Origin of the sequence: Streptomyces sp. NPDC001980, from assembly GCF_040296885.1 — a bacterium.
Lineage (GTDB): Bacteria > Actinomycetota > Actinomycetes > Streptomycetales > Streptomycetaceae > Streptomyces.
This window is the reverse complement of the sequence record NZ_JBEOYD010000001.1, coordinates 79505-99412: the sequence shown is the minus strand read 5'-3', so window position 1 is coordinate 99412 and position 19908 is coordinate 79505. Positions and strand designations below refer to the sequence as shown.

Below are 19908 nucleotides of genomic sequence, written 5' to 3'. Positions count from 1 at the left end.
CACGCACAGCAAGGGCACAGATAGGGGGTTTTCCCCATACGTTCATATCGATTCGGTCAACGTTCCCAAAAGGCCGTTCCCTTGGGGAAAGCTGTGCGCTTACGCGCCGGTACTTGACCAAGTTCCGGCCGCTCCATGCTCGTTCCTTTACCTACAAGGGATGCAGATGACCCTCAGCCCCCAGCACGAGCCGATACCGGGCCACAGACGCCTGGGCCGAATAGCCGTCGCCGTCGGTGTCGTGGCCGCGCTCTCCGCCGCCGGGCCGGTACCGCTGGCCGCCGTCGCGACCGCGGCCCCCGCCGCGTCCGCCGCCACCGCCGGCCCCGGCGTCAAGTCGGCCCACGACAAGCTCGGTTCGGACGACGCCGAACTGCTCGCCGAGGCCAAGGCCGACAGCGCCAAGAACGTCACGATGATGATCGCGACCGCGCCGGGGCAGACCGAGCAGGTCGCCGAGGAGCTGGACGGGGTCAAGGGCGGCTCGGTGGGCCGTACGTACGACAAGCTCGGTTACGTCCGGGCGACCGTCCCCACCGGGCGGGCGGACGCGGCGATCGCCGCCGCCGCGAAGCTGTCCTCGGTGCACGCGATCGACCTGCGCCAGGAGATCCAGCTCGACGACCCGACGGTGAGCGGGACCGGCGCCAAGGCCGCCAAGTCGACTTCCACCTACTCGGGGCCGGACAAGAACACCCCCGCCGAGAACCCCTACAACCCCTCCTTCGAGACGGGCGCCGTCGACTTCGTCAAGGAGCACCCGAAGGCGGACGGCCGGGGCATCACCATCGGCATCCTGGACTCCGGCGTGGACCTCGGCCACCCGGCGCTGCAGAAGACGACCACCGGCGAGCGGAAGATCGTCGACTGGGTGACCTCGACCGACCCGATCGTGGACAGCGACCAGACCTGGCGGCCGATGGTCACGGCCGTGTCCGGGCCGAGCTTCACCTACGGGGGCAGGAGCTGGACGGCGCCCGCCGGGTCGTACCAGATCAGCACCTTCAAGGAGTCGTACACCACGGGCGGCGACGCGGCCGGCGACGCCAACCGGGACGGGGACACCACCGACAGCTGGGGCGTGCTCTACAGCCCGGCGGCCGGCACGGTCACCGTCGATCTGAACAACAACGGCGACTTCTCCGACGACACGCCGATGAAGCCGTACAAGGACGGCTACCAGATCGGCTACTTCGGCACCGACAACCCGGCGACCGACGTCGTCGAGCGGCAGCCGTTCGTCGTGCAGATCCGCAAGGACGTCCCCATGGACCCGTACGGCGGGGACTGGGTCGGCAAGACGGCCGACTTCGTCAACATCGGCGTCATCGAGTCCGAGCACGGCACCCACGTCGCCGGCATCACCGCCGCCAACGGCCTGTTCGGCGGGAAGATGAACGGCGCCGCCCCCGGCGCGAAGATCGTCTCCTCCCGCGCCTGCACCTGGACCGGCGGCTGCACCAACGTCGCCCTCACCGAGGGCATGATCGACCTGGTCGCCAACCGGGGCGTCGACATCGTCAACATGTCGATCGGCGGCCTCCCGGCGCTGAACGACGGCAACAACGCCCGCGCCGAGCTGTACACGCGGCTCATCGACACCTACGGCGTGCAGCTGGTCATCTCCGCGGGCAACGAGGGCCCCGGCGCCAACACGATCGGCGACCCCGGCCTGGCCGACAAGGTCATCTCGGTCGGCGCGGCCATCTCCAAGGACACCTGGGCCGCCAACTACGGCTCCCAGGTGACGACCAAGTACCAGCTGCTGCCCTTCTCCTCGCGCGGCCCGCGTGAGGACGGCGGCTTCACGCCGACGCTGGTCGCGCCGGGCGCCGCGATCAACTCCACCCAGACCTGGCTCAAGGGCTCCCCGGTCGCCGAGGCGGGCTACTCCCTCCCGGCCGGCTACTCGATGCTCCAGGGCACCTCGATGGCGTCCCCGCAGGCGGCGGGCGCGAGCGCGCTGCTGCTGAGCGCCGCCAAGGAGAAGGGCATCGCCCTCTCCCCCGCCGACCTGCGCACCGCGCTGACCTCGACCGCCGACCACATCAAGGGTGTTCAGGCGTACGAGGAGGGCGCGGGCCGCATCGACATCGTCGACGCGTGGGAGTCCATCCGCGACCACGCGACCGCGCACGACTACACGGTGAAGGCGCCGGTCGACACCGCGATCGACTACGCGCTCAAGACCCCGGGCTACGGCACAGGGCTGTACGACCGTGAAGGCGGCCTGAAGGCCGGGCAGAAGAAGACGTACGACGTCACGATCACCCGCACCTCCGGCGCGGACAAGGCGGTCCGGCACGAGCTGCACCTGGAGAACAACGCCGGGCACACCTTCAAGATCCTCGGCTCCGACGAGGTGACGCTGCCGCTGAACCAGCCGGTGACGGTCAAGGTGCAGGCGAAGCCCAAGAGTTCGGGCATCAAGTCCGCGATCCTCGACGTCGACGACCCGAGGACCGAAGGCGTCGACAAGCAGATCCTGACGACGGTCGTGGTGTCGGACCCGGTCCACTACACCTACTCGGCGTCGGGTTCGGTGCAGCGCAACAGCTCCACGTCGTACTTCGTGACCGTGCCCGAGGGCGCCAAGTCCCTCGAGGTCGCGATGAGCGGGCTCGCCGACAAGAGCCAGACGCGGTTCATCTCCATCCACCCGTACGGCGTCGCGGTCGACAACACCGGTACCCCGTACTGCTACAACAACTACCTGAACGGCAACGGCTGCAAGCCCGACGTCCGTTCGTACGCCGACCCGCAGGCCGGGGTCTGGGAGATCGAGGTCGAGGCGCGCCGCACCTCGCCGCTGCTCGACAACCCGTACCAGCTGGGCGTCACCGTGCTCGGCGCGGCCTTCGACCCGGAGACCGTGACCGTGCCCGAGGCGAAGGTCGGCACCCCGGTCACCGCCTCCTGGAAGGTGACCAACAAGTTCGCCGCCCTCGACGGCACGTTGGTCGGCGGCCCGCTCGGCTCCTCGAAGACGGCCCGCCCGGCCATCAAGGAGGGCGAGACCCAGACGACGACGGTGACCGTGCCGGCGGGCGCGAACTCCCTGGACGTGGCGATCGGCAAGGTGTCGGACGCCTCGGCCGACCTGGACCTGACCGTGTACGACGCGTCCGGCAAGCAGGTCGCGCAGTCCGCCGACGGCGACTCGGAGGAGGCGGTCTCCATCGCCTCGCCGGCCGCCGGGACCTACACGATCGAGGTCGTGGGCTACTCGGTCCCGGCCGGCTCCACCGACTACGACTACCGGGACGTGTTCTTCTCCGCCGCGCTCGGCTCCGTCACGGTCGACGGGGCGACGCCGGTCCAGCTCGGCACGGGTGCCTCGGCCACGGTGACCGGCCAGGTCACGGCGGCTGCGGCGGCCCCCGAGGGACGTGAGTTCTTCGGCCGGGTGCAGCTGGTCAACGCGCGCGGCACGGTCGCGGGCGTCGGCAGCGTGCAGATCGAGAAGGTCACGCAGTAGGCAGGTCCGGTGCTGGAGGGGGCGGGCGTCCTGCGGGGCGCCCGCCCTTTCAGCTGCCCGGGCACGTCATGGTCCGTGACTCGGGCAGGTCGCGCACGATCCAGGACCGCTCCGCCGCGATCCGCGCCTCCCCGACCGCGTACCGGTCGGGCACCTGCTGCCCGGCCGTGATGCCCACCAGAAGGCGGGCGCCGGTGCGGATGCGGGCGTCGGTGCCGGACTCGAAGAGGAACTCGACCTCGTCGGCGGTCTTCGCCGGTTTGTAGGCGCGGGTCACGCGCAGCGTGACCCGTTCCCGGCCGGAGTCCGCGAGCTGCCGCACCCCGGTGACCGTGCCCTCGACGACCAGCCGGGCACAGGCGAGGTAGCCGGGGCCGCCGGCCTGCTCCTTGCCGCCCTGACCCGCCGAGCCGGCCGCGCTGCTCGCGGCCTTGTCGGCACTGGCTCCGCTCGACATGGCGCCCGAACCGCCGTTCGCCGCGAGCCAGCCGATGCCGAACACGGCCCCGGCGAACGCGGCCGCGAGGGCACCGGCGAGACCGAGGGCGCGGACGCCGGGATGCTGCCGGGGGCGGCGGCGTCCGGCCGGGCGGGGGCGGGGCTCCGGCCACGGGGGTGGCGCGGCCAGGGTGTCCCCGATGATCCCGAGGTGCTCGCGCAGGAGGGCGACATCGGCGGCGGCCGCCCGGTGCTCGGCCATGAAGGCGGGGTCGGCGCGCTGCTCGGCGGTGAGCGGCTCGTCCGCGAGAACGGCGAACAGGGCGTCGGTGCCGCCCGGCTCACCGGGATCGCCGTCGTGTCCGGCGGGCATGTGTTCGGCGGGCATGGTCACACCACCTCGTCCTCGTGCAGGCGGGCGCGCAGGGCCCGTACCGCCGTGTGCAGCCGGCTCTTGACCGTGCCCTCGGGGATGCCGAGTTCCCCGGCTATGTCGCGTACCGGCAGGTCGGCGTAGAAGCGCAGGACGAGGATCTGACGCTGGGCGTCCGGCAGCTCGTCGAGACCGCGGGCGACGGCGACGGAGAGCAGCCTGCTGTCCTCGCCCAGGGCGTGGTCGGGCTGGCGCAGGGAGGCCAGCCGTTCGCCGAGGCGTTCCTGGCGGCGCTTGGCGCGGTGCCAGTCCATGGCGAGCCGGGAGGCGACGACCGCCGCCCACGCCGACACGTCCCGCGGCGCCTCCTGGCCGTTCGCGGTCCGCTCCAGCAACCGCAGGCGTACCTGCTGTACCCCGTCCAGCAGGTCCGCCTGCGGTACGCCGCCCAGCGCGAGCACCGCCCGCACCCGGCGCTCCTGGTCCGCGTCCAGAGGATCACCGTGCTGGTCCCCCTGGGCGCGGCGGGCCATTCTGCGCAGCACAACCCACCCCCTCACCGCGTTTCTCCTACGACGCCGCAGCCCCCGGAAACGTTCGGCCGGATTCCCGGAAATCTTCTCCGAGGCGTCCGGGGGAGCTTCCGAGGCGTACGTCACACCGGCGCGCGGCGCAGCACAGCTTGCGGCACTACGGCCAAGTGGAGGTAATTTCTGCAGCTCAGGGGAGGTGCGGGCGGGAGTTCCACGGGCCGGCTGGTCCAGTCGGTGGGCATGGCGCGCAAAGAATTGGACAGGTGGACCCGGGTCGGCCGCATGATGGAAAGGCCGCAGACACAGGTCAACGTATGCAGAGGGAGTAGCCGTGAGGGTCGGAATCGTCGGAGCCACCGGTCAGGTCGGCACGGTCATGCGCAGGATCCTCGCGGAGCGGGCTGAATTCAATTCTCTTGGCCCGGTCGACGAGCTGCGCCTGTTCGCCTCGGCCCGCTCGGCCGGGACCGTGCTCGACGGTGTGACGGTGGAGGACGCGGCGACCGCCGACTACACGGGCCTGGACATCGTGCTGTTCTCGGCGGGCGGGGCCACCTCGAAGGCGCTCGCGGAGAAGGTCGCCGCCCAGGGTGCCGTCGTGATCGACAACTCCTCCGCCTGGCGCAGGGACCCCGAGGTCCCGCTGGTCGTCTCCGAGGTGAACCCGCACGCGATCGCCGACCGCCCGAAGGGCATCATCGCCAACCCGAACTGCACGACCATGGCCGCGATGCCGGTCCTGAAGGTGCTGGACCGGGAGGCCGGTCTGGAGGCTCTGGTCGCCACCACCTACCAGGCGGTGTCCGGCTCCGGTCTCGCGGGCGTCGCGGAGCTGCACGGGCAGGTGCAGAAGGTCGCCGCCGACGCGGAGAAGCTCACCCACGACGGCACGGCGGTCGACTTCCCCGAGCCGCAGGTCTACAAGCGGCCCATCGCCTTCAACGTGCTGCCGTTCGCCGGCAACCTCGTCGACGACGGTCTGAACGAGACCGACGAGGAGCAGAAGCTGCGCAACGAGTCCCGCAAGATCCTGGAGCTCCCCGGCCTCAAGGTCTCCGGCACCTGCGTGCGCGTCCCGGTGTTCTCCGGGCACTCCCTCCAGCTCAACGCCCGGTTCGCCCGGCCGATCTCCCCGGAGCGGGCGACCGAGCTGCTCGCAAACGCCCCGGGCGTCGAGCTGTCCGACATCCCGACCCCGCTGCAGGCGGCCGGCCGGGACCCGTCGTACGTCGGCCGGATCCGGCGCGACGAGACGGTGGACAACGGGCTCGCGCTGTTCGTCTCCAACGACAACCTCCGCAAGGGGGCTGCGCTGAACGCCGTGCAGATCGCTGAGCTGGTGGCGGAGGAGCTGTCTGCCAAGTAGGGGCCGGGCGCCTCAGGGGGGTGCGGGCGTCGGCCGAGGAGGTCTCGGGCGGCCGCCTGACGGCACCGGCCCCGCACGATCTCTGGGGTTTTCCCTCGTCGCCCTCCTCCCCGGTCCCGTGGAAGGATGGCCGAACCCACACATAACGAGGAGATGACCGCGTGCCTGGCACAAACCTGACTCGCGAAGAGGCACAGCAGCGGGCGAAGCTGCTCACCGTTGACTCGTACGAGATCGATCTCGACCTCTCCGGCGCGCAGGAGGGCGGTACCTACCGGTCCGTGACCACGGTGCGCTTCGACGTCGCCGAATCCGGCGCCGCGTCCTTCATCGACCTGGTGGCCCCCGCGGTCCACGAGGTCACCCTGAACGGTGACGCCCTCGACCCCGCCGAGGTCTTCGCGGACTCCCGGATCGCGCTGCCCGGCCTGCTGGAGGGCCGCAACGTCCTCCGGGTGGTCGCGGACTGCGCGTACACCAACACGGGCGAGGGTCTGCACCGGTTCGTCGACCCGGTCGACGAGCAGGCGTACCTCTACACCCAGTTCGAGGTGCCGGACGCCCGCAGGGTCTTCGCCTCCTTCGAACAGCCGGACCTGAAGGCGACCTTCCAGTTCACCGTGAAGGCGCCGAGCGGCTGGACGGTCGTCTCGAACTCGCCGACGCCCGAGCCCAAGGACGACACCTGGGTCTTCGAGCCGACGCCGCGCATCTCCTCGTACATCACCGCCCTGATCGTGGGCCCGTACCACTCGGTGCACAGCGTCTACGAGAAGGACGGCCAGAGCGTCCCGCTCGGCATCTACTGCCGGCCGTCCCTCGCCGAGTTCCTCGACTCGGACGCGATCTTCGAGGTGACCCGGCAGGGCTTCGACTGGTTCCAGGAGAAGTTCGACTACGCGTACCCGTTCACCAAGTACGACCAGCTGTTCGTGCCGGAGTTCAACGCGGGCGCGATGGAGAACGCGGGCGCGGTGACCATCCGCGACCAGTACGTCTTCCGGTCCAAGGTGACCGACGCGGCGTACGAGACGCGGGCCGAGACCATCCTGCACGAGCTGGCCCACATGTGGTTCGGCGACCTGGTCACCATGGAGTGGTGGAACGACCTGTGGCTGAACGAGTCGTTCGCCACCTACACCTCCATCGCCTGCCAGGCGTACGCCCCCGGCTCGCGCTGGCCGCACTCGTGGACGACGTTCGCCAACTCCATGAAGACCTGGGCGTACCGGCAGGACCAGCTGCCCTCCACGCACCCGATCATGGCCGAGATCCGGGATCTCGACGACGTGCTCGTCAACTTCGACGGCATCACGTACGCCAAGGGTGCGTCCGTCCTGAAGCAGCTGGTCGCGTACGTCGGCATGGACGAGTTCTTCAAGGGCGTGCAGGCGTACTTCAAGCGGCACGCGTTCGGCAACACGCGCCTGTCCGACCTGCTGGGCGCCCTGGAGGAGACCTCGGGGCGTGACCTGAGCACCTGGTCGAAGAAGTGGCTGCAGACCGCGGGCATCAACATCCTGCGCCCGGAGGTGGAGACGGACGCCGAGGGTGTCGTCACCTCCTTCGCCATCCGCCAGGAGGCCCCGGCGCTGCCGGCCGGCGCCAAGGGCGAGCCCACCCTGCGCCCGCACCGGATCGCGATCGGCCTGTACGACCTCGACGAGGCGACCGGCAAGCTGGTCCGCACCGACCGGATCGAGCTGGACGTGGACGGCGCGCTGACCGCCGTACCGCAGCTGTCCGGCCGCCGCCGTCCTGCGGTGTTCCTGCTCAACGACGACGACCTGTCGTACGCCAAGGTCCGCCTGGACGAGCAGTCGCTGCACTTCGTCACCGAGCATCTCGGCGACTTCGAGTCCTCACTGCCGCGCGCGCTGTGCTGGGCGTCGGCCTGGGACATGACCCGGGACGCGGAACTCCCCACCCGCGCGTACCTGTCCCTCGTGCTGTCCGGCATCGGCAAGGAGTCGGACATCGGTGTCGTCCAGTCCCTGCACCGCCAGGTGAAGCTCGCCATCGAGCTGTACGCCGACCCGGCCGCCCGCGAGACCCTGCTCACCCGCTGGACCGACGCCACGCTGGCCCACCTGCGGTCCGCCGCGCCGGCGAGCGACCACCAGCTGGCCTGGGCCCGCGCCTTCGCGGCCACCGCCCGCACCCCGGAGCAGCTGGACCTCCTGGACAGCCTGCTGGAGGGCACCCACACCATCGAGGGCTTGGCCGTCGACACCGAGCTGCGCTGGGCGTTCGTGGAGCGGCTGGCGGCGGTCGGCCGCTTCGACGAGGCGGAGATCGCGGGCGAGTACGAGCGGGACCGGACCGCCGCCGGTGAACGGCACGCGGCCACCGCCCGCGCCGCCCGCCCGACCGAGGAGGCGAAGGCGGAGGCCTGGGCGTCGGTCATCGACTCCGACAAGCTGCCGAACGCCGTGCAGGAGGCGGTGATCGGCGGCTTCGTCCAGACCGACCAGCGTGAGCTGCTGGCCCCGTACACCGACAAGTACTTCGAGATCCTGAAGTCGGTGTGGGACTCCCGCTCGCACGAGATCGCCCAGCAGATCGCGGTCGGTCTCTACCCGTCCCTCCAGGTCTCCCCGGAGACCCTGGCCAGGACGGACACCTGGCTGGCCGCGGCCCAGCCGAACGCGGCCCTGGCCCGGCTCGTCTCGGAGTCCCGCGCGGGCGTCGAGCGCGCCCTGAAGGCCCAGGCGGCGGACGCGGCGGCCCAGTAGGCGGTACCGCGTCGGGGCGCCCGGTGGGATCTCCACCGGGCGCCCCGCCCTATGCGCGAAGTACCCATCACCCAGGACGAATTGAGTATCCGTGCTCACGCCCGGGGCGCCCGCGCGTTGCGAATATCGACGCAACGGCGCGGCAGAGAGCGCCGGGTCATTCGGCTCAGACAGTCTGAGCCGGCCTGAGCCAGTTGCGGAGAACTCGCCATGTCCCGTCGTATCGCCCTGTCCGTGGTCGCCGGTGTCGTCGTGCTCGGAGGTGCCGGGGCCTTCGCCCTCGCCTACGCCGGCGACCAGGACCCGTCGCCCGCCCTGGCGCACAGCACCGTCCGCTACACCGCCCCCGACGGCGGCCGGGACGGCTCGCTCTCCTTCACCACCGAGGTCACCGCGCCCTCCGGCGTCAAGAACCTGAAGGTGCTGGCCTGGCCGGAGAAGTCCGAGTTCGCGACGAAGCCGCTGACCACCAAGGACATGGCCTCGGTGGAGTCGGCGACCTGCACGCCGGCCGGCGGCCACACCGTCCGGTGCGTGTACAAGACCGCGGTGTCCGCCGCCGACGCCGCATCGTCCGCGCACGGCGCCTGGCACATCGCCGTGCTCGCCACGGCCGAGGACGGGCACACCACCCTCGACACCAAGGCCGCGGACTTCACCCTCGCGTGAACCGGTCACCCGACGTGGGTGGACAGCGCCTTCTCGATGTCCGGCGCCTGGGCGTCCTCGCCCGCCCAGGCCACGTATCCGTCGGGGCGCACCAGAACGGTCGTACGGCGGCCGCTCCTCCAGTGCGCCACGGCCAGCCGGTCGCCGTACCGCGTGCCGGTGTCGTACGGGGCCGGGGCCGAGACCGGGGCCAGGGCCGGGGCCGGGGCCGGGGCGACCAGGACGAACCGGCCGCCGCGCAGGGCCTCGTACAGACGGCCGCCGGCCAGGGCGAGGTCCGGAACCCGGGTGCCGGTGAGACGGTGGGCGCCTCGCGGGGCGGGGTAGCGGTAGCCGATGCCGGTGATCTGGGCCATGACCCTGCGGCGGACCGGGCCTGCGAGGCCGAACGCGCGGATGAGGCCGGCGCGCACCGCGAGCATGGGGCCCTTGGCCATCGCGAGGCGGACGATCGCGCCGCTGCTGCGCAGCACGGACCTGCCGACCGGGTGGCGTTCACTCTGGTAGGTGTCGAGCAGGCCGGGATCCGCGTGGCTGTGCAGCACGGCGGCGAGCTTCCAGCTCAGGTTGGCCGCGTCCTGCAGTCCGGTGTTCATCCCCTGGCCGCCGGCCGGGGTGTGCACGTGTGCCGCGTCGCCGGCCAGGAAGACCCGGCCGACCCGGTAGCTGGGCACCTGGCGCTCGTCGCTGTGGAAGCGGGACATCCAGCGGGCGTCGTGCATCCCGTAGTCCCGGCCCAGGGCGAGCCGGGTGATCTCCCTGACCTCGTCGAGGCCGACCGGCTCGTGGTCGGGGACGTCACGGCCGCGGTGCCAGCAGATGACGCGGTAGTAGCCGTCGCCGAAGGGCGCCAGGAACGCGAACGCGTCGCCGACCGCGGCGGCCGTCAGCAGCGTCGCGGGCTGCTCGGCGAGCAGCACGTCGGCGAGGACCACGGACCGGATCGCCGACCGCCCCGGGAACGGCAGCCCGACCGCCTCCCGCACCGCACTGTGCATGCCGTCGGCGCCGACCACGTACGCGGCACGCAGGTTGTCGCCGCCCTTGACGTGCACGGTGACCCCGGCCGCGTCCTGGGTCAGGCCGGTGACCTCGGACTCGTTGCGGAAGTCGACGCCCGCCTCGGCCGCCCGGTGCTCCAGGACCTTCTCGACCTCGTACTGCGGGAGGACGAGGACGTGCCGGAAGCGGGAGGGCAGGTCGCCCAGGTCGAGGGTGAGTCCGCCGAAGAGGTCGAGGCGGGCGAGCGGCTCGCCGACGGCTTCGAGCTCGTCGGCCAGGCCCCGGGAGTCCAGCTGCTCCAGGGCGCGGGCGTGCAGGGCGAAGGCGCGGGAGAGGTTGCTGATCTTGTGGGGGCGCTTTTCGAGGAGGGTGACCGGGATGCCGGCGGCGGCGAGGTCACCGGCCAGGAGAAGGCCGGTGGGGCCGGAGCCGACGACGATCACACGGGAGGTCTCGCGGGTGGTTCCCGGGGTGCCGGTCGTAGCCGTCGTACCGTTCGAGCCGTTCGAGCCGTTCATGGCGGGCCTCCTGGATGTCTGCGCTCGTTTGCCAACATCCGATGACCAACACTCGTTGGCCAACGCTTGTTGACAAGCCTAGGGCGGGCCGATTCCGCGGTCAACACTTGTTGGCCCACATGTGTTGGCCTACGCTCGTTGGCATGAACGGCACCCCCAGTGGAAACACAGGCCCGGCAAACGGCCCGGCAAACGGCCCGGCAAACGGCCCCGCGGCGCGCCGCTCCGACGCCAGCCGCTCCGCCATCCTGGCCGCCGCCCGCGAACGCTTCGCCGCCGACGGCTACGAGCGCGCCACCATCCGCGCCATCGCCAAGGACGCCCGCATCGACCCCTCCATGGTCATGCGCTACTTCGGCAGCAAGGACGGCCTCTTCGCGGCCGCCGTCGCACTCGACCTGCGGATGCCCGACGTGTCCCAGGTGCCGCGCACCGAGGTCGGGCAGGCGCTGGTGGGCCACTTCCTGGACATCTGGGAGGCGAACGAGGAGCTCACCGCGGTGCTGCGGGTCGCCGTCACCAACCAGGCGGGGACCGACCGCGTGCAGAGCATCTTCCGGGAGCAGGTGGTGCCGGTGGCCCGGCTGGTGTGCCCGGACCCCGAGCAGGTGGCGACGCGGGCGGGGCTGTGTGCCGCGCAGCTGATGGGGCTCGCGCTGACCCGTTACGTGGTGCGGCTGCCGCCGGTCGTGGCGCTGGGGCGCGAGGAGATCATGGCGTGGCTCGGGCCGACCGTGCAGCGGTATCTGACCGCGCCGAGCCCGTGAGCGACGCGCCGAGGGCGCCGGTCGGCCTCCGTACGTGCGATACGTACGGGAGCCGACCGGCGCCCTCGGTGGAGCAGGAGCAGGGAGCCGGGCCTCGGGCCTATGCCTTGGCCTTCGGCTTGATGACCCGGACCTTGGACTTGTCCAGCACCATCACCAGACCCGCGATGACCGCGAACAGCACGAGCGGTGCCAGGACGTAGAGACCCAGCGTCTGGATGACGCTCAGGCCCTTGCCGGGGTCGTCACCGTCGTCACGCGTGAGCGCGAGGGCGGGCGACGACATGAGCAGCATCATCAGCGTCGTACCGGCAGCCAGGGCGCCGGCGCGCAGGGCGTTCTTCTTGTCCACGAAGCCAAAGTTAGCGGGCCGACCTGGGGGGCGCGCGTCCGGGGGTACCCGTAAGCCGCCGCCGCCCGGCACACGGGAGGATCCCCGGAAAAGGGTGACGGAAGATGTCACCTTTGGCGGGCACCGTGGTGCCATGGACAAGGACATCCACCACCAGGACATCAGCACCCAGGACACCGGCCGGGAAGGCCCGCTCGCCGGCCGGATCGCGCTCGTCGCCGGGGCCACCCGCGGCGCCGGACGTGCCCTCGCCGTGGAACTCGGCCGCGCCGGCGCCACCGTCTACGTCACCGGCCGCACCACCCGCGAGCGCGCCAGCGAGGTCGGCCGGACCACGGAGACCATCGAGGAGACCGCGGAACTGGTCACCGCGGCCGGCGGCACCGGCATCGCGGTCCCCACCGACCACCTGGACCCGGACCAGGTCCGGGTCCTCGTCGAGCGGATCGGCCGTGAACGGGGGCGGCTCGACATCCTCGTCAACGATCTCTGGGGCGGCGAGCACCTGCTCGCCGGCTCCGTCTTCGGCAAGAAGAGCTGGGAGACGCCGCTCGCCGACGGCCTGCGGATCCTGGACCTCGGGGTGCGCTCGCACCTGATCACCGCGGCGCTCGCCCTCCCGCTCCTGGTCCGCTCGGACGCGCCGCTGCACGTGGAGGTCACCGACGGCACAGCGGTCTTCAACCGCCGCTACCGCGAGAACCTCTACTACGACCTCGCGAAGAACGCCCCGATCCGCATCGCCTTCGGGCTGGGCCAGGAGCTGGCGGAGTACGGGGGCACGGCGGTCGCCGTCACGCCGGGCTTCCTGCGCTCGGAGCAGATGCTCGCCCATTTCGGCGTGACCGAGGGGAACTGGCGCGAGGCCGTCGCCCGGGATCCGCACTTCGGTGTCGCCGAGTCGCCGCACTACCTCGCCCGCGCGGTCGCCGCGCTCGCCGCCGACCCGGACCGGGCCGCCCGCTGGAACGGCAGGTCCACCTCCAGCGCGGAGCTCGCCAGGACCTATGGCGTACAGGACGTGGACGGCAGCCGGCCGGACGCCCTGGCGTACTTCGAGGACGTCGTCTACGGCGGGAAGGACGGCTCACCGGACGACTACCGCTGAACCGTCACTGATCTGTCGCCGATCTATCGCCGATCCACCGCTGGTCTACCGCTCGTCCTCCGGTTCCGCGGCGTACACGGCGGCGAGGGCCCGCGCGTGCTCGCGGAAGCGGGCCCGCAGGCCCGCCGGGGCCAGCACCTCCGCGTCCGCGCCCAGCCCGGTCAGCTGGCCGAAGGCGACGTCCTCCGACTCCACCGGCAGGTCGAGCGTGACCCGCCCGGCGGCGTCCGGCGCGGTCGCGGACGCGGACGCCAGCACGGCGGCCACGCCGGCCGGGTCCGCCACGGCGGGCAGCCGGCGCAGGCCGCGCCCGGTCAGCCGCACGGTGACGGTCGTGCGCAGCAGCGCCCGGGCGAACCCGGCGGCGTGGGCCTGCCAGTGCGCGGCCAGGTCGAAGGACGGGTCGCGGACGAAGGGGCCGCCGTCGCCGGGAGCGGCGGAGAGTGCCGTGACGCGGTCGACGCGGTACGTACGCCAGGCGCTGTCCCGGCCCGTCGTCCGCTCGGCCGGGACCCGCCCCACGACGTACCAGACCCCCGCCTTCAGGACGAGCCCGTACGGCTCCAGCCGGCGGGTCACCGTGCGGGGCGGCGCGCCGTCCCGGCCCGGCCGCGCGTAGTCCAGCTCGACGGTGCGGTCGGACCACACGGCACGGGCCAGTTCCGGGAGCAGCTCCGGCGCCGACGGCTCGCGGAACCAGGCCGGGGCGTCCAGGTGGAAGCGGCGCACGGACGACTCGGCCGCCGCGCGCAGCGAGGGGAGCAGGGTGGCCGACAGCTTCAGCCGGGCGGTGTCCGCCGCGTCCGACAGGCCCAGATCGCGCAGGGCCGTGGGCAGACCGGAGAGGTAGAGCGTCTCCGCCTCGGTGGGATGCAGCGTGGTCAGCCGGGTGCGGTGGCCGGGCGCCAGGTGGTAGCCGCCCGCGCGGCCGCGCTCGGACCGGATGGGAACGCCCGCCTCCTGCAGGGCCTGGGCATCACGGATCACCGTGCGTCTGGAGACGTCCAGCTCGCGGGCGAGGGCGTCGGCGGTCAGACCGGGGCTCGACTGGACGAGAAGCGCCATGCGGATCAGGCGGGCGGCACGCATGACTCAAGGATCGTGGACCGGCGCCCCGAACGGCTCCCCCGCCCGGCACCCGAGCTCCCCCCGGCCCCCCGGCCCCGGCCGCCTCACGCCGGGTCCGGGGCCGGGTCGTCGTCACGCCGTGGACGGGCTGTCCGTGTGCAGGGTCCGGAACAGCGCCCGTACCCGCTCCGAGGCCGTCAGCTCCTCCAGGGTGACCGGGCGGCCCTTGGTGTCGGCGATCGGGAGGCGCCAGTTCGGGTACTGGTCCCAGGTGCCGGGGAGGTTCTGGGGGCGGCGGTCGCCGACGGTGTCCGGGAGCCAGACGCCGATCATGCGGGCCGGGGTGCGGAGCAGGAAGCGGTGGACGGCCCGGATCTCGGCCTCCTCGTCGCCGGACTCGGACGCGGCGAGCAGGCCCAGGCGGGTCAGCAGGGCCAGCCACTCCGCGGTGTCGGCCGTCGCTTCGGCCCGTTCCTCCGCGAGCGGGCGGGTGAGCAGGCCGAGGCGGTCGCGGAGTTCGACGTGTTCGCCGGTGAGGCGGGCGGCGGTGGGCGGCAGGTCGTGGGTGGTGGCGGTGGCGAGGCAGTCGGCGCGCCAGCGTTCCGGGGGCAGCGGGCAGCCGTCGCCCTCCCAGTCCCGTTCGAACCAGAGCACGGACGTGCCGAGCACCCCGTGCCGCTGGAGCGTCTCGCGCACCCCCGGCTCCACCGTGCCGAGGTCCTCCCCGATCACCACCGCTCCGGCCCGGGTCGCCTCCAGGGCCAGCAGGGCGAGCATGGCCTCGGCGTCGTAGCGGACGTAGGTGCCCTCCGTCGGCGGCCGGCCCTCGGGCACCCACCACAGCCGGAACAGGCCCATCACGTGGTCGATGCGCAGGGCCCCGGCGTAGCGGAAGAGGGCGCGCAGAAGTTCGCGGAAGGGCGCATGGCCGGAGGCGGCGAGGCGGTCGGGGCGCCAGGGCGGCAGGCCCCAGTCCTGGCCGCGGGCGTTGAAGGCGTCGGGCGGGGCGCCGACGGACATCCCGGCGGCGAAGTGATCCTGCTGGGCCCAGGCGTCGGCGCCCGCGGGGTGCACACCGACGGCGAGGTCGTGCACGATCCCGACCGGCATCCCGGCCTCGCGGGCGGCGCGCTGGGCGGCGGTGAGCTGGGTGACGGTGAGCCAGGCGAGCCGGGTGTGGAAGCCGACGCGGTCGGCCAGCTCGGCGCGGGCGCGGGCGGTCTCCGGTGAACGGGGGTCGCGCAGGGCCCCGGGCCACCGGTGCCAGTCGGAGCCGTGCCGCTCGGCGAGGGCGTACCAGGTGGCGTGGTCCTCCAGGGCCTGTCCCTCCGCGGCGCGGAAGGCGTCGTAGGCGGCCTGCCGGTCGGCGGTGAGCGGCGCGGCGGCCGCCGTCTCCAGCGCCTCCCGCTTGAGTTCCCACACGGCGTCCCGGTCGATGAGGGCGCCCTGGTCGAGGACGGCGGAGCGCAGGTGTCCGGCACGGTCCGTGACGGAGCCGGTCCCGGTGTACTCGGGGACGGCCTCCGGTCGCAGGTGCACCGGGTCGGGGAAGCGGCGGGAGGAGGGCCGGTAGGGGGACGGGTCGGTGGGGACCCCGGGTACGGCCGCGTGCAACGGGTTGACCTGCACGAACCCCGCCCCGGCCGTGCGTCCGGCCCAGTCGGCCAGCTCGGCCAGGTCGCCGAGGTCGCCCATGCCCCAGGAGCGGCGGGACAGCAGCGAGTAGAGCTGGACGAGGATGCCGTACGAGCGGCCGGCGGGGGTGGGCAGCCGGTCGGGGGCGACGACCAGGTGGGCGCGGGCGGTACGGCCGTCGGGGGCGGCGGCGGTCAGCAGATGCACCCCGGGCGGCAGGCCCCGCACGTCGTCCCGGCTCTCCCCGTCCTCCGTCCGCACCTCCAGGCGGGTACCGGCGGGCAGCCCGAGGGCGATCTCACCGGTGCCCGTCCAGTGGACGACGGCCGGCGGCAGCAGCCGCTCGGCGAGTTCCCGCTCCCGGTCGGCGAGGGCGGCGCGGACGGCCTCCGGGCCGCTCGCGTCGACGCCCAGGGCGCCCAGCGCGGCGGTCACGGCCCCGGCGGAGGCGGCGACCGTACGGTCCGGGGCGGGGCGGTAGGAGGTGGCGACGCCGTGCAGCTCCGCGAGCCGGCACAGCCCCGGGTCCAGGGCTTCGTTCATCTACAACCCCGGCTCGCTGGTCAGCGGGACCGCGTCGGCCAGCGGCGGTTCGCTGGTGAGGGGCTCGGCGTCGGGCAGCGGCGGCTCACTGGTCAGCGGGGCCTCGGCGCACGCGCTCTCGGCGCTGAACACGCACAGGCGGGGCTCCTCCTCGGTCCGCACCGGGGGTTTGAACTGGGCCGGGATCGGATGATGAACCGTTGCGGCCACGGCGGCCTCCTCGTCTGACGTCGGGTACGGCGGCGAATGCCGGGTCAGAGGAGCCCTACCCCGTCGTCGCGAGGGCACGCGTGACGGCCGGCGCCCGTGCCGCGAACCGACCGCGTCCGGGTGATCGACAGAGACGGCCGCTGCGCCGACCCCGAGGTGGGGCGCACGGAAGCGCGGTGGCGGTGTGGGCGTGGCCGGTGCAACCGGGGGCGCAACCGGGCGCCTGGGCGGCCGCGCTGGGGGCGTTCGCGGTGGGCGGTGCGCTGTTCGTCGTACGAGGTGCACGTGCTGAAGGGCCCCGTGGCTGAGCGGGCAGCCACGGGGTATACGAAAGCCCGGATCGTCAGGCGGAGATGCCGTCGATCCGGGCCAGGGCGTCGTCCGCGCCGTACGGCTGCAAGTAGGGCAGCCAGCGCGGGTCCCTATGGCCGGTCCCGATGATGCGCCAGGCCAGGCCGGTGGGTGGGGCCGGTTTGTGCCGCAGCCGCCAGCCGATCTCGAAGAGATGGCGGTCGGCCTTGACGTGGTTGCAGCGGCGGCAGGACGCCACCACGTTGTCCCAGACGTGCTGACCCCCGCGACTGCGCGGGATGACGTGGTCGACGCTGGTTGCGACGCCACCGCAGTACATGCACCGGCCCCCGTCGCGCGCGAAGAGCGCCCTTCGGGTGAGAGGAACGGGCCCCCGGTAGGGAACCCGTACGAATCGCTTGAGCCGGACCACGCTGGGTGCGGGGACTGTGACGGTTGCGCTGTGCATATAGGCGCCCGATTCCTCCAAGGCGACAGCCTTGTTCTCCAGGACGAGGACGAGCGCGCGGCGGAGCGGTACGACGCCGAGCGGCTCGTACGACGCGTTGAGGACCAGGACATGCGGCACGGGGGCCTCCTTGGGCGTCGGCGGCGCGTGGCTCGCGCCGGGACGATCTGTGGCCAGTCTCCCCTCCTGCCTGGTGGACGCGCCACCATCTCCCGGTAACGGGCTGGGAGTGTTTTCGACCACACGGCATTCATCCCCCGGTTGCACCCCTTTTCAAGCGGGCCCTTCAAGCGGGCCTGTTCAGGCGGTGGCGAGAAGCAGGCGTGAGCACGGTCTCTCCTTCTCGTATCGGCCGGGCCCACACACAATGCCCCGTTAGTGTGGTGTTCCTGCCCGTCCGGTGACCTTTCCGTGACCTGGAACGCCGTATCTGACCCTGATCGCCGTGCCGGAGGGCAGTACCGCACCGCCTGGAGGTACCCGCCGTGTCCTTGCCCGCCGTCCTACTGGCCGCCGGTTCGTCGCCGTCACCGACCCCCTCGGCGTCGGAGACAGCGACCGTCCCCACGCTCCAGGACGCCCAGGAGAGCGCCGCACACACGGCCAGCTGGGTCGAGCAGAACTGGTCGACATGGCTGGCGATCGGGCTGAAGGTGCTGCTGGTCCTGGTGATCGCGGTGGTGCTCAGAAAGGTCGTGCTGCGGGCGATAACCAAGTTCATCGACCGGATGAACCGGACGGCCGAGTCGGCGGAGGGCACCACCCTCGGCGGGCTGCTGGTCAACGCCGAGCGGCGGCGGCAGCGGTCGCAGGCGATCGGGTCGGTGCTGCGGTCGGTGGCGAGCTTCCTGATCCTCGGCACGGCCGCGCTGATGGTGCTGAGCAGCTTCCAGATCGACCTGGCCCCGCTGCTGGCCTCCGCCGGTGTCGCCGGTGTCGCGATCGGTTTCGGCGCCCGGAACCTGGTCACGGACTTCCTGTCCGGCGTGTTCATGATCCTGGAGGACCAGTACGGCGTCGGCGACTCGATCGACTCGGGCGTCGCCTCCGGCGAGGTGGTCGAGGTCGGTCTGCGCGTGACCAAGCTGCGCGGGGCCAACGGCGAGATCTGGTACGTCCGCAACGGCGAGATCAAGCGCATCGGGAACCTCTCGCAGGGCTGGGCCACGGCGGGCGTCGACGTCACCGTGCGGTCCAGCGAGGACCTGGACAGGGTCCGGGCCTCCCTCGACGAGGTCGCCGAGAAGATGGCCAAGGAAGAGCCCTGGAACGAGGTCCTGTGGGGCCCGATCGAGGTGCTCGGCCTGGACTCCGTGCTCATCGACTCGATGGTGGTCCGCGTCTCCGCGAAGACCATGCCGGGCAAGGCGCTGACCGTGGAGCGCGAGCTGCGCTGGCGGATCAAGCGGGCGTTCGACGCGGCACACATCCGCATCGTGGGCGGCGAGACGGCCGTACTGCTGGACGAGGCGGCCGCGGACCCGACGGCGGCGGTGGCCGCCCCGTCGGCGTTCGCCAACACGGACTCCCCGCAGGTGGCGGCGACGGCCCCGATCGCTGCCCAGCGTTCGGCGACGTCCGGGAAGTAGCGGAAAGCAGCGGAACGGTTCAGCACAGTCGTTCGAGTGAACGGGCGGGGCATTCCGGCGCCACGGGCGCACGGGGTGCCGTTCTGCCGGGGCACCCATAGCGGGCTTAGCCTGGCGTCAGCGTGAGGAGAACCAGGGATGAGCGCCGAGCCGATCATGGAGAAGATCATGACGGAGCAGGACCCCATCGATCTGTTGATCGCGATCGAGGAGGCGTCGGTAGCGCCGATTCGACCCGAGTACATCGAGGGGATGGCCATCGTGCCGCCGACGGCGAACGACAACCACAACGACGGCGCCTTCAAACTGGCCGTCCAGTTCTTCAACGCCGGATTCGACCTAGCGGGCATGGGCAACGGCTACCGTGCCGCCCACAAGGACGGCAAGACCATGACGTTGTTCATCCCTGACTTCTACGTCCGCCGCCGTAGGGCGACCGAACTCGACGAGTCGTACCGCAAAGTGCATAAGGGCTGGTACCCGGCCGACATGATCACCCTGGTGGGAGAGGTCACCTCGACCAACCACGAGACCGACACCGGCCCGAAGTTCCGCGCCTACGCCGCCGCCGGCGTCCCGGTCTACGTCCTCATCGACCGCCACACCAAGACCGCCCACTGCTACACCGACCCCGTCCTCCCCGGCGACGACCCCACCGAGGCCTACTACAGGACCGACGCGAAGGTGAGCCTCGGCGACCCGCTCCCTCTCCCGGCCCGTTACCCCACCCTCGACACGGCCCCCTTCCTCGGCGAGTGAGCGGT

General features: G+C 72.1%; 16 protein-coding genes. 8 read left to right on the top strand and 8 right to left on the bottom strand.

Annotation, left to right across the window (positions count from 1 at the left end):
• Positions 1-166 precede the first annotated feature (166 nt).
• Complete coding sequence (locus ABT137_RS00435) at positions 167-3478, top strand: S8 family serine peptidase (RefSeq protein WP_351700121.1); 3312 nt, start codon at positions 167-169, stop codon at positions 3476-3478.
• Between the two features lie 49 nt (positions 3479-3527).
• On the opposite strand, the gene ABT137_RS00430 is transcribed toward ABT137_RS00435, so the two are convergent.
• Together ABT137_RS00430 and ABT137_RS00425 are read right to left on the bottom strand one after the other, a co-directional pair.
• Complete coding sequence (locus ABT137_RS00430) at positions 3528-4304, bottom strand: hypothetical protein (protein ID WP_351700119.1); 777 nt, start codon at positions 4302-4304, stop codon at positions 3528-3530.
• Positions 4305-4306: 2 nt separating this feature from the next.
• On the bottom strand, positions 4307-4822 hold the full coding sequence (locus ABT137_RS00425) for an RNA polymerase sigma factor (protein WP_351701099.1): 516 nt from the start codon (positions 4820-4822) through the stop codon (positions 4307-4309).
• Positions 4823-5153: 331 nt separating this feature from the next.
• On the opposite strand from ABT137_RS00425, the gene ABT137_RS00420 reads away from it, so the two are divergent.
• From ABT137_RS00420 to ABT137_RS00410, 3 genes are all read left to right on the top strand, one after another.
• The gene (locus tag ABT137_RS00420) at positions 5154-6188 is read left to right on the top strand and encodes an aspartate-semialdehyde dehydrogenase (RefSeq protein WP_351700117.1); all 1035 of its coding nucleotides are present in this window, start codon (positions 5154-5156) and stop codon (positions 6186-6188) included.
• 161 nt (positions 6189-6349) lie between these two features.
• Positions 6350-8923, top strand: a complete 2574-nt coding sequence (gene pepN, locus ABT137_RS00415; protein ID WP_351700115.1) for an aminopeptidase N — start codon at positions 6350-6352, stop codon at positions 8921-8923.
• 210 nt (positions 8924-9133) lie between these two features.
• Positions 9134-9592 carry a DUF5707 domain-containing protein gene (locus ABT137_RS00410; RefSeq protein ID WP_351700113.1) on the top strand — a complete coding sequence of 153 codons (459 nt, stop codon included), beginning with the start codon at positions 9134-9136 and terminating at the stop codon, positions 9590-9592.
• A gap of 5 nt (positions 9593-9597) precedes the next feature.
• Here ABT137_RS00410 and ABT137_RS00405 read toward each other — a convergent pair whose 3' ends face one another.
• Positions 9598-11112, bottom strand: coding sequence for an FAD-dependent monooxygenase (locus ABT137_RS00405; RefSeq protein WP_351700111.1), 1515 nt, complete (start codon positions 11110-11112; stop codon positions 9598-9600).
• A gap of 143 nt (positions 11113-11255) precedes the next feature.
• On the opposite strand from ABT137_RS00405, the gene ABT137_RS00400 reads away from it, so the two are divergent.
• Positions 11256-11879: a TetR/AcrR family transcriptional regulator gene (locus ABT137_RS00400; RefSeq protein WP_351700109.1), complete on the top strand. Its 624-nt coding sequence runs from the start codon at positions 11256-11258 to the stop codon at positions 11877-11879.
• A gap of 100 nt (positions 11880-11979) precedes the next feature.
• Here ABT137_RS00400 and ABT137_RS00395 read toward each other — a convergent pair whose 3' ends face one another.
• The gene (locus ABT137_RS00395) at positions 11980-12231 is read right to left on the bottom strand and encodes a hypothetical protein (RefSeq protein ID WP_351700107.1); all 252 of its coding nucleotides are present in this window, start codon (positions 12229-12231) and stop codon (positions 11980-11982) included.
• A 133-nt stretch (positions 12232-12364) separates the two neighbouring features.
• On the opposite strand from ABT137_RS00395, the gene ABT137_RS00390 reads away from it, so the two are divergent.
• Complete coding sequence (locus ABT137_RS00390; protein ID WP_351700105.1) at positions 12365-13339, top strand: SDR family oxidoreductase; 975 nt, start codon at positions 12365-12367, stop codon at positions 13337-13339.
• Positions 13340-13384: 45 nt separating this feature from the next.
• Here the strand turns inward: ABT137_RS00390 and ABT137_RS00385 are convergent, their stop codons facing one another.
• The 4 genes from ABT137_RS00385 to ABT137_RS00370 form a co-directional block, all read right to left on the bottom strand.
• The gene (locus ABT137_RS00385; RefSeq protein ID WP_351700103.1) at positions 13385-14428 is read right to left on the bottom strand and encodes a helix-turn-helix transcriptional regulator; all 1044 of its coding nucleotides are present in this window, start codon (positions 14426-14428) and stop codon (positions 13385-13387) included.
• A 111-nt stretch (positions 14429-14539) separates the two neighbouring features.
• Positions 14540-16585 (bottom strand): 4-alpha-glucanotransferase, encoded by a 2046-nt coding sequence (gene malQ / locus ABT137_RS00380; protein ID WP_351700101.1) that lies wholly within the window; start codon positions 16583-16585, stop codon positions 14540-14542.
• Positions 16586-16795 (bottom strand): hypothetical protein, encoded by a 210-nt coding sequence (locus tag ABT137_RS00375; protein ID WP_502984443.1) that lies wholly within the window; start codon positions 16793-16795, stop codon positions 16586-16588.
• Positions 16796-17138: 343 nt separating this feature from the next.
• On the bottom strand, positions 17139-17675 hold the full coding sequence (locus tag ABT137_RS00370; protein ID WP_181805740.1) for an HNH endonuclease: 537 nt from the start codon (positions 17673-17675) through the stop codon (positions 17139-17141).
• A gap of 365 nt (positions 17676-18040) precedes the next feature.
• Between ABT137_RS00370 and ABT137_RS00365 the strand changes: the two genes are divergently transcribed.
• Positions 18041-19144 carry a mechanosensitive ion channel family protein gene (locus ABT137_RS00365; RefSeq protein WP_351700099.1) on the top strand — a complete coding sequence of 368 codons (1104 nt, stop codon included), beginning with the start codon at positions 18041-18043 and terminating at the stop codon, positions 19142-19144.
• A gap of 138 nt (positions 19145-19282) precedes the next feature.
• Complete coding sequence (locus ABT137_RS00360) at positions 19283-19903, top strand: Uma2 family endonuclease (protein ID WP_351700097.1); 621 nt, start codon at positions 19283-19285, stop codon at positions 19901-19903.
• Positions 19904-19908: the final 5 nt, after the last annotated feature.